Raw genomic sequence first — 15518 nt, 5'->3', positions numbered from 1 at the left:
GAGAGGAATAAATGGAAGAAATCCCACTGGACTTTTTAGACATCAAAGAACTGAATCGTGCTTATATGCCGTTTCTGAAACAAGGTGGGTTGTTTGTCCGTACCGCACGCCAATATAAAATTGGTCAGTCGCTGGCGCTGTTGGTCACTTTACCCGATGCGCTGGAAGCCACGCCTGTGTCTGGTAAAGTAGCCTGGCTCACACCACATGGTGCGCAAAATAACAGCCCGGCCGGTATAGGTGTGGCTTTTATTGACGACAAACTTGGTCTTCGCGACAAAATCGAAAAACTGATCAGCGGTTTGCAGGAATCAACCGATCCTACCTACACATTGTAACAGTGACAGCGTGGCGCCTCTTCAGCTAAGATTGCGCCCGTTCCGCCATCCTAAAATCATCAAACCTGCCGGAATATTGGTTTCTTTTGAATAACATCTGCAGTCTGTTTTATTTTGCCCATAGCGCACGGAGATATTGTTTTGTTTGTTGATTCCCATTGTCATCTGGATCGCCTGGAACTGGAAAAGTTAGGCATGGACTTACCTGCAGTGCTTGCCACAGCTAAGGCGCAGCGGGTTGAACATATGCTCTGTGTGTCGGTGAGCCTTGCGGAGTTTTCGGCCATGGCGGCGTTGGTGCAGGACTATCCCCAGGTGTCGATTTCTTGTGGTGAACATCCGCTACATCAAACGGACGTGCTGGACGCTGAGCTTTTGGCGCAATTGGCGGCAGATCCCCGGGTTGTGGCTGTGGGCGAGACGGGGCTTGATTATTTTTACAGCCCGGATACCAAACAACTGCAGCAGGATGCTTTTATCCGGCACATTGAGGTGGCCAACAGGGTCAACAAACCGCTGATTGTGCACACCAGGGATGCCAAAGCTGACACTTTGGCCATCTTACGGCAATATCAGGCTGAACGTTGTGGTGGGGTGTTGCATTGTTTTACTGAAGACTGGGCGATGGCTAAAGCGGCGCTTGATCTTGGTTTTTATATTTCGTTCTCCGGCATTATGACCTTTAAAAATGCCGATCCACTGCGTGAGGTTGTGAAGCAGGTGCCGCTCGACCGGCTATTGATTGAAACTGACTCTCCTTACCTGTCCCCTGTGCCTTATCGCGGCAAAACCAATCAGCCGGCTTATGTGACAGCCGTAGGCGCTGCTGTGGCAGAGCTGAAAGGCGTGAGTGTGGAACAGCTTGCCCATCAAACGACGGAAAACTTCTACCGTTTGTTTCCTCTGGCAAAAAAACCTAATTAACTGAATAAGTTAGCTCTGAAAGAAAAGAAGCCCAGAACCAATCCGCATTGTTCTGGGCCTAGGGGAATGGCTCATTAACTGAGCCGTGCGCTACCGGAGGAACACTGCCAATGTTGCAGTGTGACATAGGCTTCAGTGTAGCCAAGCGCGCAAAAAATGCTCAGTGGTGAATTCGTCGACAGAGCGTTGAAAAGGTGAACAATTTGTAAGTTTCCCCAAAGTTGCTACCAACTTATGCAAGGGTTATCCCCAGCTTATTCAATCTAAGCCAATAACGGCGCGATAGTCCCTGTTTAAGGCTCAAATCAAAGTCTTATTATTTATATTGCATAGTTATTGATTACTTAACTATTAGCCTAAAATAATCTAAAAAAACTTTCTTAAAGTTAGGTCTCAGATAAAACGGCAGTATTTTTTTACATATCCTTCCCGCTATTCACTACACAAACAAACAGTATTTTGCATTTTATGTCGACAATTATGTTGACTAGCATCTATTGCACAGGTAAAAAGGCAGCATTCATTACAAATTGTCGACAATATCATGCAGAGTCCGATATGGCGTGATCCTGTAACCGCAGCAGACCGTGTGCTGCTGGAAATTCAAAAAGCAATAGTTGAAGGCCAGATAGCGCCGGGCAGCAAAATTTCCGAACCTGAACTCGCCAAAAGGTACGATTTGAGCCGGGCGCCGCTGCGCGAAGCCTTAGCCAGGCTGGAGCGTTGCCATTTAATTGAACGCACACCAAATGCTGGTGCCAGAGTGGTGAAGTTGTCGGTGGCGGGCTTGGTTTCGTTATACCAGCTTCGCGAAACGCTGGAAGGACTGGCTTGCCGTCTTGCGGCCGAACATATGTCGGATGACGAAATTGCTCAGGTGCAGGAGCTGCTCGACCAGCATTTGTCGACACAGAGGGTACGTGAAGGCGAAAGTTATTATCAGGAAGCCGGCGATGTCGACTTTCACTACCGGATTATTCTGGGTAGTAAAAACCCGTATTTAATCAATTTGTTATGTGACGAGCTGTATTTTCTGGTGCGGATGTACCGGGTGCAGCTGGGCATGAATGGTCCGCGTGTGTCGCGGGCATTTGATGAACATAAGGCTATTATCAATGCCATTGCCAACCGCGATGGTGAATTGGCCGATTTATTGATGCGCCGTCATATAGGTGCATCCAGACGTAATATTGAAAATCACTTTAAGCAACAGGGGAATTAACATGGCAACAGCAAGCGCTGGTCTGAAACTTCGTCAGGCCATTACCGCACATCACCCACTGCAACTGGTGGGTACTATTAACGCTTACACCGCCATGATGGCCGAACGTGTTGGTCACCAGGCCCTGTATTTATCTGGTGCCGGCGTAGCAAACGCCTCTTTTGGCTTGCCGGATTTAGGCATGACATCGCTGAACGACGTCTGCGAAGACATTCGCCGCATCACAGGCGCCACATCTTTACCCCTGTTGGTCGATGCCGACACAGGTTGGGGGGGCGCTTTTAATATTGCCCGTACCGTTAAAGAGATGACCCGTGCCGGCGCGGCCGGTTTTCATATTGAAGATCAGGTGATGCAAAAACGTTGTGGCCACAGACCCAACAAAGAAATTGTGTCGTTAGAAGAAATGGTTGACCGGGTGAAAGCTTCGGTGGATGCCAGAACCGACGAAAACTTCTTTATTATGGCGCGCACTGATGCGCTGCAGCAGCAAGGTTTACAGGCGGCCATTGAACGGGCCCAGGCTTGTGTTGAAGCAGGCGCTGATGCCATTTTTGCCGAAGCTGTGTACACGCTGGAGCAATACAAGGCTTTTACCGATGTGATTAAAGTGCCGGTGCTTGCCAATATCACTGAGTTTGGTCAGACGCCGCTGTTTAATAAACAAGAGCTGGCCGATGTGGGCGTGAAGATGGTGTTATATCCGCTCAGTGCCTTCCGTGCGATGAACAAAGCAGCACTCAATGTGTATCAGCATATTCTGGCTGATGGCGACCAAAAAGCGGTGATCGACAGCATGCAAACGCGGATGGAGCTGTACGATTTTCTGAACTACCACAGCTACGAGCAAAAACTTGATGCGCTGTTTGCTGAAAATAAAAACAAATAACAGCAAATATCTGCAAGTTGCGTTTATTCGCAGCAATTAACCAGATTGACGGCAGGTTATAAATTTATCTCTGTACCAGCCGGTGCAAGTTCAAAAATTTTAAGCATCAACATTCAAAGGGGAGTTACCCATGGCAAATGCAAAAGAGTTAACAGGCGCAGGTCTGCGTGGTCAAATCGCAGGGAAAACCGCTTTATCCACAGTGGGTAAAACTGGTTCAGGCCTGACGTACCGCGGTTATGACGTCAAAGATTTAGCGGCGCATTGTGAATTTGAAGAAGTGGCGTATCTGATTTTAAAAGGTGAGTTACCAACAGAAGCAGAGCTTGCTGCTTATAAAAGCAAACTGAAAGATATGCGCAGCCTGCCACAGGCACTCAAAGAAGTGCTGGAACGTATTCCTGCTTCTGCCCATCCGATGGATGTGATGCGTACCGGCTGTTCAATGCTGGGTAACCTGGAAACAGAACAATCATTTGCACAGCAGCAGGACGCGACAGATCGCATGCTGGCGATTTTCCCTGGCCTGATTAACTACTGGTACAACTACAGCCACCACGGCAAACGTATTGAAGTGGAAACTGCAGCTGATTCTATCGCTGAGCAGTTCCTCTGGACTTTACATGGTGAAAAACCGCAGGCGCTGCATACCCAGGTGATGCAGGCTTCGCTGATTTTATACGCAGAGCATGAATTTAACGCCTCAACTTTTACCGCCCGTGTTTGTGCATCAACGCTTTCTGATATGCATTCCTGCATCACTGGCGCTATTGGTTCATTACGCGGCCCGCTGCATGGCGGCGCCAATGAAGCCGCGATGGAACTGATTGAAAAGATGCACAACCCGGATCATGCCGAAGAAACCTTAATGGGTATGCTGGCGCGTAAAGATAAAATTATGGGTTTTGGCCATGCGATTTACGCAGAATCAGACCCACGCAATGCTGTGATTAAAGCCTGGTCAGAAAAACTGGCAGCAGCCAACGGCGACACCAAACTGTATGACGTGTCAGTGCGTTGTGAAGCGGTGATGTGGCGCGAGAAAAAGCTGTTCTGTAATGCCGACTTTTTCCACGCTTCGGCTTACAACTACATGGGCATTCCAACCAAGTTGTTTACGCCGATTTTTGTTTGCTCACGTTTAACCGGCTGGGCCGCTCACGTGATGGAACAGCGCGCTGACAACCGTATTATCCGGCCGAGTGCTGAATATACCGGTGTGGAGCCGCGTGAAGTTACGCCTATTGCACAGCGCGGCTAATCAACCATAAAGGGACGCAAAGCGTCCTTTTTGCTTGATGCTGCTTATCGCTCAATTTTTTGGGTAGCAACAGTTGCTGCTCTGGAAGCTAAAAATGAACACTCAATATCGCAAGCCGCTTGCCGGCACGCAGTTAGATTATTTTGATGCCCGTGAGGCGGTGAATAACATCAGCCCGGGCGCCTGGGATACCTTACCTTATACCAGCCGTGTCCATGCGGAAAACCTGGTGCGCCGCGCTGAACCTGCACAGTTAAATGCTTACTTAAGCCAGCTGATTGAACGCAAGCAAGAGCTTGATTTCCCCTGGTTTCCGGCCCGTGTGGTTTGTCATGACATTCTTGGCCAAACTGCGCTGGTTGATTTAGCCGGCCTGCGGGATGCCATCGCCCAAATGGGCGGCGACCCTGCCAAAGTAAACCCTGTGGTGCCAACCCAGCTGATTGTTGACCATTCACTGGCGGTTGAGCATGGCGGTTTTGAAAAAGACGCCTTTGATAAAAACCGTGCTATTGAAGACAGGCGCAACGACGACAGATTCCACTTTATTAACTGGACTAAAAAAGCCTTTAAAAACGTTGATGTGATACCGCCTGGCAACGGCATTATGCATCAAATCAATTTAGAGCGGATGTCACCTGTTATTCATGCCATAGACGGCGTGGCTTTCCCTGACACTTTAGTCGGTACCGACAGCCATACCCCGCACGTGGATGCTTTGGGTGTCATTGCCATAGGTGTGGGTGGTTTAGAGGCTGAAAGTGTGATGCTTGGCCGTGCGTCCTGGATGCGTCTGCCAGACATTATTGGTGTGGAGCTGACAGGTAAAGCCCAGCCTGGTATTCAGGCCACCGACATCGTCCTGGCGCTGACGGAATTTTTACGCAAACAAAAAGTGGTGTCGAGCTATTTAGAGTTTTTTGGTGAAGGCGCCAGCAGCTTAAGCCTTGGCGACAGAGCAACTATCTCCAATATGACGCCGGAATACGGCGCAACTGCGGCGATGTTTTATATCGACCAGCAAACTTTGGATTATTTAACCTTAACCGGACGTGATGCAGCGCAGGTTAAACTGGTGGAAACCTATGCTAAAACCGCCGGGCTTTGGGCCGACAGTTTAACCACAGCAGTGTACCCTCGGGTGCTGAAGTTTGATTTATCGACAGTTGTTCGGAATATCGCCGGACCTTCCAACCCACATGCCCGTGTTGCTACCACCGACTTAGCGGCCAAAGGCATCAGTGGTGTGGTGGAAAATACCCCTGGTTTAATGCCGGACGGTGCTGTGATTATTGCTGCCATCACCAGCTGCACCAATACCAGCAACCCGCGTAATGTGATTGCTGCCGGTTTATTGGCCCGGAACGCCCATAAACTTGGTTTAAGCCGCAAACCCTGGGTAAAAAGCTCATTGGCGCCTGGTTCCAAAGCGGTAGAACTGTATTTAAAAGAAGCTAATTTACTGGCCGATTTAGAAGCTTTAGGTTTTGGTATTGTCGGTTTTGCCTGTACCACCTGTAATGGTATGAGCGGCGCTTTAGATCCAATCATTCAGCAGGAAGTGATAGAGCGTGATTTATACGCCACTGCGGTACTGTCCGGTAACCGTAACTTCGACGGCCGTATTCATCCTTATGCCAAACAAGCCTTTTTAGCATCACCTGCTTTAGTCGTGGCTTATGCCATTGCCGGTACCATCCGTTTTGATATCGAAAAAGATGTGCTGGGTGTGGTCGATGGCAAAGAGATACGGTTAAAAGACATTTGGCCAACGGACGCGGAAATTGACGCTGTTGTTGCACAGAGCGTAAAACCTGAGCAATACCGCAAAGTGTACGAGCCGATGTTTGCGGTGTCGGTTGATTTTGGCGAAAAAATCAGCCCACTGTACGACTGGCGGCCACAGAGCACCTATATCCGCCGTCCGCCTTATTGGGAAGGTGCTTTAGCCGGCGAGCGTACACTCAAAGGCATGCTGCCGCTGGCTGTGCTGGGTGACAACATCACCACAGACCATTTATCGCCGTCCAACGCCATTATGATGGACAGTGCCGCGGGTGAATATCTGCATAAAATGGGCTTGCCGGAAGAAGACTTTAACTCATATGCCACCCACCGGGGCGACCATTTAACGGCGCAGCGCGCTACTTTTGCCAACCCTAAACTGATTAACGAGATGGCAGTGGTAGATGGCAAGGTGAAACAAGGCTCGTTAACCCGGATTGAGCCAGAAGGTAAAGTCACCCGGATGTGGGAAGCCATTGAAACCTATATGGAACGTAAACAGCCGCTGATTATTATTGCCGGTGCTGATTATGGTCAGGGTTCATCGCGTGACTGGGCAGCAAAAGGCGTGCGTTTAGCCGGTGTGGAAGCCATTGTTGCCGAAGGTTTTGAGCGTATTCACCGTACAAACTTAGTGGGTATGGGGGTATTGCCGCTGGAATTTAAAGCCGGCACCAACCGCCAGACCTTAGCGCTTGATGGCACAGAAAGTTACGACGTCATTGGTGAGCGTTTACCAAGAGCGGATTTAACTTTGGTGATCCACCGCCGCAGTGGTGAAACATTGCAGGTGCCGGTAACTTGCCGCTTAGATACCGCAGAAGAAGTGTCTATTTATGACGCGGGCGGTGTACTGCAGCGTTTTGCCAAAGACTTTTTGGGTGGTGCTGTTTAACAGCTGCAATAATTAAATACAAGCCGGTGTCTGCATTGCAGAACCGGCTTTTTTAACAAGGTGAAATCATGACTTTTGCACCACAACTCAAAATTGCCGCCACTTATATGCGTGGTGGCACCAGTAAAGGTGTGTTTTTTAATTTAACCGATTTACCTTTGGCTGCGCAGCAGCCTGGGGACGCGCGCGACAAGCTGCTGCTTAGGGTGATTGGCAGCCCGGATCCATATGGTAAACACACAGACGGTATGGGCGGCGCTACTTCAAGCACCAGTAAAACGGTGATCTTAAGTAAAAGCCAAAAAGCAGACCACGATGTGGACTATCTGTTTGGTCAGGTGGCCATCGATAAAGCCTTTATCGACTGGAGTGGCAACTGCGGCAACTTAACAGCGGCAGTGGGCTCTTTTGCCATCAGCAATGGTTTAGTGGACGCTTCGCGTGTTCCACAAAACGGCATCTGCACTGTGCGGATTTGGCAGGCCAATATTGGTAAAACCATTATTGCCCATGTGCCAATCACTCAGGGTGAAGTTCAGGAAACCGGCGACTTTGAACTGGATGGGGTGACTTTCCCCGCCGCTGAAGTGGTGATTGAATTTTTAGACCCGGCCGCTGACGAAGACGGCGGTGGTGGTGCTATGTTCCCAACCGGCAATCTGGTGGACAGTTTAGAAGTGCCAGGCATTGGTACTTTTGCTGTCACTATGATCAATGCCGGTATCCCAACCATATTTGTGAATGCGGCCGATATTGGTTATAGCGGTACCGAGCTGCAGGACGCCATTAATGGCGATGCCAAAGCGCTGAAAAAATTTGAAACTATCCGTGCTTATGGCGCGCTTAAAATGGGGTTAATTAGTGAGCTGAATGAAGCCAAAAGCCGTCAGCACACACCCAAAATTGCGTTTGTGGCACCACCTGCTGCTTATTTATCATCCAGTGGCAAATCTATTGCAGCGAGCGACATTGATTTATCTGTGCGGGCGCTGTCGATGGGCAAGTTACACCACGCTATGATGGGCACGGCTGCAGTGGCTATCGGCACAGCAGCGGCAATTCCCGGTACTTTAGTCAATCAGGCCGCTGGCGGCGGAGAGCGCACAGCAGTGCGGTTTGGCCATCCGTCCGGTACTTTAAGAGTGGGCGCAGAAGCTGCTTTGGTGGATGGCCAATGGCAAGTCAAAAAAGCCATTATGAGCCGAAGCGCCAGGGTGCTTATGGAAGGGTGGGTTCGGGTGCCAGCTTAACTGCAGTGCTTCTCAATGAGGTGTCAGTAAAAAAGTACAAGAAGTACAAGGTTGTCGTCATTGCTGTACGGACTGTTTTTTTCTGGCACCGCAGCCGTCATAGGGCTTGTGCTATCGGCTTAACTTATTGCTTGTACAGCGCTTCCTTTTTTTTTGCATTGATTGCAAATTAAAATATTTCTGTTTAGATTGGTACAGTCGAAGGTCAAAACAGCGGGATCACACAATGAAAAAATGGTTGCTTACCAGCCTGATTGCCGCCAGCCTGAGTTGCTCAGTGCAGGCTGCAGATCAGGATTACAAGTTAGTTACAGTTGCCGGTTACCTGAATTTTTATCTGCTGAACCTCAATGCCTGCGAAGATTTCCACCCACAGGTACGCAAAGCTGCTTTTGATGCAGAGCAGTCGTTATATCCCTGGCTGGAAAAATTAGACGCCCGCACCAAAAACAGTATTGATGCCAGCGTGATCAGCGACGTGGTGAAAAAACGCCGTAATGCGCTTAATGCACAAATTAATGAAGGTGATTTTACGCTGGAGCATTGCCAGGCCGTGATTAAGTTGTTGGCCGGCGATGGTTTAGACAAAACCCTGTTAAAAAATCTGGAATAAATTCCGACCGCAAAAAGGAAAGCCCACCAGCAGGTGGGCTGTTATTTATGTTGATGATCCGCCAGATGCAGGCTTTTGATTTGCCTGCTGTCGTAAAACTGCAAGACCGCTGTTACTCCGCTGAGTTATTTGAACCTGCTGAACTGTTAAAACGCCGTTTTTCCGCCTTTCCACAAAGCTGCTGGGTCGCCTGTTATCAGGATAAACTCTGGGGTTATCTGTTTAGTTACCCCGGGCAGCTCGGCAAAATCAATGCGTTGGCCGCTGATTTTGCCAAGGTGACAACACCTGATTGCTTGTACTTACACGATATGGCTGTAAGCACAGATGCGCGCGGGCAGGGTGTAGCACAACATCTGCTCACAACGGCAGAGCAATATGCCGTGGCTCAAGGTTTAAATACGCTTGCGTTAGTGGCTGTGCAAAATTCTGCTTCTTATTGGCAACAGCGTGGTTTTGAAATTTTGTCTTCTTTAACTGCAACACAGCAGCAGAACCTGGCCAGTTATAATGGTGAACAAGCTTTGTATCTGACAAAAACACTGTAAGCCGCTGCACTGTCATCAAAATATCATTGATGCTTTTTACACTCTGGCTTTTTAACAGCCGGAGTTTTTTATGCGTGTGCTCTTGGGTATTTTGACTATTGTGCTGGGTTTTACCGCCCGGGCGCATGCCACAGAAGTTTGCCCCTATTGGCCTCTGGTGATAGCTCATCGTGGGGCCAGCGGTTATTTGCCTGAACACAGCTTAGCCGCTTATCAACTGGCTTTAGAGCAAGGCGCTGATTTTATTGAAGTAGATTTGGTGCCAAGCCGTGACGGTGTCCTGATAATACGCCATGAAAACGAGTTAAGTCATAGTACAGACGTGGCCAAAAGAGCCGAATTTGCCCACCTTTATACTAAAAAGCAGGTTGACGGTATTTGGCAGCAAGGCTGGTTTAGCGAAGATTTTACTCTGGCCGAACTTCGCACGCTGAAACTCAAAGAAAGTATGCCCAGGCTCAGGCCGCAAAGTGCAGTGCAGGATGGTGTTTATAGCATTGTTACCCTGGCAGAGGTTCTGGAGCTGCTGAGCCGGCATCAGCAACAAACCGGTCGTGACGTTGGCATTTATATTGAAACCAAACACCCCAGTTATTTTGCCCATATTGGTAAAAGGCATGATGGTAAGCCGATAGCGACAGATATTACCGCTTTACTGGTACAGCAGTTAGGCAAAACCTCTGCTTTACCGGGCCAGATGTATATTCAGTCCTTTGAAGTCAGTAACCTGGTGCGGCTGAAACATCAGTTGCTGCCTCACGTCGGCTTAACACGGGTTAAGCTGGTGCAGCTACTTGGCGACAGCCGCCAGCAGTTTATGCAGCCAAAAGACAGTTTTTCCGAACCTTATGATTTTTATGCAGCAAGTCAGGGTCAGCTTCAGTTGTCTGAACTACCATCCGGGTTAAAAGCCCTTGCCGGCAGCAGGGCGCATTATGGCTTGCTGCAGACAACAGAGGGACTGAGTGCAGTGGCAAGCTATGCCGACGGCATAGGCCCCTGGCGGCAAGACTTGTACCCACAAATTGGCGGTGTTCTGCCTTTGTTAGCAGAAGCCGCAAAAGCCGCTCTGGTGGTGCATCCTTATACCTATCGGGCGGAAGCAGACTATCTGCTGCGGGATGGATCAGGCCAACAGACGTCGATGCAAGATGAACTGAGCTGGATCTATCGTCAGGGGATTCAGGGTGTTTTTACTGATTTTCCTGATATCGCCGTAAAAATCCGTGCTGAGGTATGTAAAAATGGACGTTAATTATCTGAAAAGTATCAAGTTCTGAAACCTGTCATAACTTGTTACTGTTTTGCACAGAAGCTCCGTTAACAAATACAGTACACTAAGAACAATATAAAAAACCTTATTGTATAAAGTTGACGGACCTGCTTATGAAATTCCAGAAAAACTTGTTTTATGTTGCTCTTTTCGCAACATTTTTAACGGCCTGCGGTAAACCTGAATCCACTGAAGACACAAAACCCGAAACAAAACCCTTATCGCTGGTCAGTGCAGATATTCTGCAGCTAAAAGCCAGTGAGTTAGCGCGCGGCCCTATGGTGTCGGGTTCACTGCAACCTGTGATAAAAGCCGAAATAAATGCCGAAGTCGCCGGTATCGTCACTAAGGTTTTAAAAGACAACGGCGATTTGGTTAAAGCCGGTGAGCTTTTAGTGCAGCTTGATCAAACCACTTTTCGAGATAAGCTCATGTCGGCGCAGGAAGCTGAACGTTCAGCTTTGGTCACAGCCGATCAGGCGCAAAAACAATTACGCCGCATGCAGTCTTTGCATAAACAGAATCTGGTGACTGCCGAGGTGCTGGAGTCTGCCGAAATTAAAGCCAATCAGGCGCATTCTGAACTGGCATCAGCTAAAGCCCGTCTGGTAGAAGCAAGACAGCAGCTCGAGCGCACAGAAGTACGGGCACCTTTTGATGGTGTGGTGGCACTTCGCAAAACCTCTGCCGGTGATACAGCGCAAATCGGTAAAGCGCTGATGGTGGTGATTGACCCATCCAGCATGAGATTCGAAGGTTTTATTGCGGCTGATCAGGTTGGACAGGTCAAAGTCGGTCAGGCGGTGAATTTTAAAGTGAATGGTTACAGCAACCAGCGTTTTGATGGGGTGATTGAACGTATCAACCCGCAGGCCGCAGAAACCACCCGTCAGGTTCAGGTGTTTGTGGCTATTAACAGTGAAGAACCGCTGGTGGCCGGTTTGTATGCCGAAGGCCATATTGCCGTTGCCAATCAGCAGAGCCTGATGGTGCCACCTTCGGTGCTGGTACAGGAAGGTGACAACCATTTTGTCTGGCAGCTGACCAACAATACGCTGCATAAAGTGAAAGTGCAGGTGGGTGCCAAAGATCCACGTTGGGGCACAGTACAGCTGCTGTCGGGTGTAAACATTGGTGATGAGCTGTTATTGCAGCCATTGGGCGCTATTAAAGAAGGTGCCACTGTCACTTTAAACAGAACCGCTGATATCGACAAAAAACCTGATGCAACTGCGACTGCTCAGACAGCTGTAGTGGGGAACTAACTATGTTTTTGTCAGATTTCAGTATTAAAAGACCGATGGTGGTGGTGGTCGTTACCATTGCCCTGATGCTGTTTGGCTATTTTGCCTTAACCAAGCTCAAAACCAACCAGTTTCCGGATGTGCAGCCCCCAGTGCTGGTGGTGAATGTGCCTTATCCGGGCGCTTCCCCTGAAACTGTAGAGCGCGAAATTTTAAACCGGGTGGAAGACTCGATGTCGACCATTCAGGGTATTCGGGATATCCGCTCTTATGCACGCGATTCCAGCGCAACTATAGTGGTTATTTTTGATTTTGATAAAGATTTAACTGCAGCGGCGCAAGAGCTGCGCGACAGTATTTCAACGGTGCGCGACAAGCTGCCGAGCGAAATGAAAGAGCCTTTTATCAACAGGGCAGACCCTAATGCTCAGCCGGTGATGTCGCTGGCGTTATCCTCAGACACCTTAAGCCCGCTGGAAATTTCGCGTCTGGCTGATGTGGATATTGGTCGCAAATTAAGGTCGATTCCTGGTGTTGCTTTAGTCACGCTTGAAGGTGAGCTGGAACGGGAAATGACGATATTCCTCAACAGCAACGCCATGCGTGAAGCCAAGGTATCGGCGGTGGATGTAACCAATGCCCTTCGCAGTCAGAACCTGGCGGCGCCTGTTGGCCGGGTGATGGATGGTTTGCAGGAGCAAAGTATTCGTTTGCAAGGCAGGCTCAAAGACATCAGTGAATTTGAACAGATGGTGGTAAAACAGAATGGCGATCAGGCCATTCGGTTAGGCCAGATTGCCGATATTGTCGATGGAGGTGCAGAGCAGCGCCGGTTGTCGTTTTTTAACGGCAAAAAAGCGCTGGGTATCGATATCGTCAAAGCCCGCGAAGCGTCAACCATCAGTGTGACAGACGCCATCAAAGCCGAAATCGAAGAGATCAGAAAACAGCTGCCCAAAGAAGTGGAGCTGGTGATAGTGCAGGATCAGGGTGAAGACGTCGCCGCCAGTATGCGCAATGTGACTGAAGCCCTTGGTCTTGGCGCGTTGCTCACCATAGTGGTGGTGTTTGTCTTCCTGAACTCCTGGCGCTCGACTTTAATTACCTCACTGGCATTACCCACCTCAGTACTGGCTTCGTTTATTGCGGTTTGGGCCTGTGGTTTTACCCTGAACTTTATGTCGTTACTAGGCCTGTCGCTGGCGATAGGCGTATTGATTGATGATGCCATTGTGGTGCGGGAAAACATCGTGCGCCATATGGAAATGGGTAAAGACAATATGACAGCGGCCCGTGACGGTACCAAAGAAATTGGTATGGCGGTCACAGCCACCACCATGTCGATTATGGCGGTGTTTATTCCTATTGCTTTCCTGGACGGTATGACAGGTCAGTGGTTTAAACCTTTTGGTTTAACAGTAGCCTGCTCTGTTTTAGTGTCACTTTTTATCTCATTTACTATTGACCCTATGATGTCAGCCTACTGGCACGATCCGGATCACGACAAAACCGCTAAACGCCGTGGTTTAGGTTTGGTATTCCAGAAGTTTAATAACTGGTTTGATCATCAGGCTGAACGTTATTCCAAACTGATTGGCTGGGCACTGAAGCACCGTAAGTCTATGTGGGCACTTGCTTTTGGCAGCTTTTTTGGTGCCATTTACCTACAGGGCGCTTTTGGTGGTTCTGGTTTTATGCCGGAAACAGACAATGGTGGTTTTATCGTCAGTATCCGCACGCCGTCTGAATCCAGTCTGGAGTACACCCGGATAAAAGCGGCGCAGGTGGCTGAAATTACACAAAAATTGCCAGAGCATCGTTACACTCAAACCACAGTAGGTACTCAGGGCAATATCACCAGAGCCCAGGTATTTGTGCGTCTGGTGCCGGAAAAAGATCGCAGCCGCTCGGCCGAGGAAGTTGCTACTGAAGTTCGGGCCAAGATCAAATCATTGATTGGTGCTGAATTTACTGTGTCAGCCGATTTAAGCGGCGGCGGTGGTGGTGACGGTAAAAAACTGCAAATTCAGTTCCGTGGCCCTGAAACCCGCGTGCTTGAAGGCATCGTCATGGACTATTTGGCTAAGTTAAAACAAGTACCTGGTGCGGTGGATGTGGGTTTGTCGGCGCAGGATCCAAAACCTGAATTGCAGGTTGAATTTGACCGGGGATTGGCCTCCAGCCTGGGCTTATCAATGAGTGACGCTGCCAGTGCGCTGCGACTTGCCTTTGCTGGTGCAGAAATTGGTGACTGGGTCGACCCAACGGGCGAAACCCGTAATGTGTTTGTGCGGATCCGTCCGGAAGAGCGCGCCACAGTGCAGGATTTAGAGCAATTACCGCTGTTATCCAGTAAAACCGGCGCCATGATCCCGTTGGAGCAAGTGGCCACAGTGACCTTGGGCAAAGGCCCGGCGCTGATTGAACACCTGGATCGCGAAACCATGATGGCGGTCAGCGCCAATATCGAAGGTCGTAGTTTTGGTGAAGTCTTTAAAGATGCTATGGATTTGGCGAAACAAATTAACTTCCCGCCGGGATACGACTTAGTGGTGGGTGGTGAAGGCCGCGATCAGAACGAAGTATTTGGCAGCATCTTTGGTGCCCTGGGTCTGGCCGTCGTGCTGATGTATCTGATCCTGGTACTGCAGTTCCATAGTTTTATGGCACCAGTGTCTATTATGATGTCATTGCCGCTGTCGTTGATTGGTGTGGTACTGGCGCTCCTGGCATTTGACTCAACATTGAACCTGATGAGTCTGATTGGCGTTGTGATGCTGATGGGCATAGTCGTGAAAAACGCTATCCTGCTGATTGACTGCGCCCGTAAAAAAGAACTGGAAGAGGGTTTATCGCTGGATGAGTCGTTAATCGCGGCAGGCCGTGAACGCTTGCGTCCTATTCTGATGACCACTTTTGCACTGGTAGCCGGTATGTTGCCTGTTGCTATCGGTATCGGCGAAGGTTCTGGTTTCTACCGGCCGCTGGGTATTGCCGTCATTGGCGGTACCATCACTTCAACCATTTTAACCTTGTTAGTGGTGCCGACTTTCTATGACAGTCTGGAAACCTTTAAGCGTAAGCTCAAAGCCCGCTGGCGCCGTCGTTTTGGCAGTAAGGTGGCTCAGGCTGAACCTGAAAAACCGCTGTTAACTACGCCTTAAAGTGTCATCAGATCACACTGAATACAACGCCTGCAATTGCAGGCGTTGTTGTTTTACCGGTAAAAATTTATTTATTTTATTGCCAGCAGTTGTTTTCACTACACCAAAAACA

At 49.2% G+C, this 15518-nt stretch carries 12 protein-coding genes; all 12 read left to right on the top strand.

Annotation, left to right across the window (positions count from 1 at the left end; all coding sequences use genetic code 11):
• Nucleotides 1–11: 11 nt before the first annotated feature.
• The 12 genes from N3Z11_RS07730 (at nt 12) to N3Z11_RS07675 (ending at nt 15406) form a co-directional block, all read left to right on the top strand.
• Nucleotides 12–338 (top strand): PilZ domain-containing protein, encoded by a 327-nt coding sequence (locus N3Z11_RS07730; RefSeq protein WP_260656586.1) that lies wholly within the window; start codon nt 12–14, stop codon nt 336–338.
• A 141-nt stretch (nt 339–479) separates the two neighbouring features.
• Nucleotides 480–1262: a TatD family hydrolase gene (locus N3Z11_RS07725; protein WP_260656585.1), complete on the top strand. Its 783-nt coding sequence runs from the start codon at nt 480–482 to the stop codon at nt 1260–1262.
• 544 nt (nt 1263–1806) lie between these two features.
• Nucleotides 1807–2484 (top strand): GntR family transcriptional regulator, encoded by a 678-nt coding sequence (locus tag N3Z11_RS07720; RefSeq protein WP_260656584.1) that lies wholly within the window; start codon nt 1807–1809, stop codon nt 2482–2484.
• Nucleotide 2485: 1 nt separating this feature from the next.
• Nucleotides 2486–3373, top strand: a complete 888-nt coding sequence (gene prpB / locus N3Z11_RS07715; protein ID WP_260656583.1) for a methylisocitrate lyase — start codon at nt 2486–2488, stop codon at nt 3371–3373.
• 130 nt (nt 3374–3503) lie between these two features.
• Nucleotides 3504–4634: a 2-methylcitrate synthase gene (gene prpC, locus N3Z11_RS07710; RefSeq protein ID WP_260656582.1), complete on the top strand. Its 1131-nt coding sequence runs from the start codon at nt 3504–3506 to the stop codon at nt 4632–4634.
• 94 nt (nt 4635–4728) lie between these two features.
• Nucleotides 4729–7314, top strand: coding sequence for a Fe/S-dependent 2-methylisocitrate dehydratase AcnD (acnD, locus tag N3Z11_RS07705; RefSeq protein ID WP_260656581.1), 2586 nt, complete (start codon nt 4729–4731; stop codon nt 7312–7314).
• Between the two features lie 68 nt (nt 7315–7382).
• On the top strand, nt 7383–8564 hold the full coding sequence (gene prpF, locus N3Z11_RS07700; protein WP_260656580.1) for a 2-methylaconitate cis-trans isomerase PrpF: 1182 nt from the start codon (nt 7383–7385) through the stop codon (nt 8562–8564).
• A gap of 226 nt (nt 8565–8790) precedes the next feature.
• Nucleotides 8791–9177 carry a hypothetical protein gene (locus N3Z11_RS07695; protein WP_260656579.1) on the top strand — a complete coding sequence of 129 codons (387 nt, stop codon included), beginning with the start codon at nt 8791–8793 and terminating at the stop codon, nt 9175–9177.
• A 47-nt stretch (nt 9178–9224) separates the two neighbouring features.
• Entirely contained in the window at nt 9225–9725 is a 501-nt protein-coding gene (locus N3Z11_RS07690; protein WP_260656578.1) for a GNAT family N-acetyltransferase, read from the top strand.
• A gap of 70 nt (nt 9726–9795) precedes the next feature.
• Nucleotides 9796–10980 carry a glycerophosphodiester phosphodiesterase family protein gene (locus N3Z11_RS07685; RefSeq protein WP_260656577.1) on the top strand — a complete coding sequence of 395 codons (1185 nt, stop codon included), beginning with the start codon at nt 9796–9798 and terminating at the stop codon, nt 10978–10980.
• Nucleotides 10981–11111: 131 nt separating this feature from the next.
• Complete coding sequence (locus N3Z11_RS07680) at nt 11112–12263, top strand: efflux RND transporter periplasmic adaptor subunit (RefSeq protein ID WP_260656576.1); 1152 nt, start codon at nt 11112–11114, stop codon at nt 12261–12263.
• Between the two features lie 2 nt (nt 12264–12265).
• Nucleotides 12266–15406, top strand: coding sequence for an efflux RND transporter permease subunit (locus tag N3Z11_RS07675; RefSeq protein ID WP_260656575.1), 3141 nt, complete (start codon nt 12266–12268; stop codon nt 15404–15406).
• Nucleotides 15407–15518 lie beyond the last annotated feature (112 nt).

Origin of the sequence: Rheinheimera sp. 4Y26 (assembly GCF_025245835.1) — a bacterium.
Lineage (GTDB): Bacteria > Pseudomonadota > Gammaproteobacteria > Enterobacterales > Alteromonadaceae > Pararheinheimera.
This window is presented reverse-complemented; position numbering and strand designations above follow the sequence as displayed.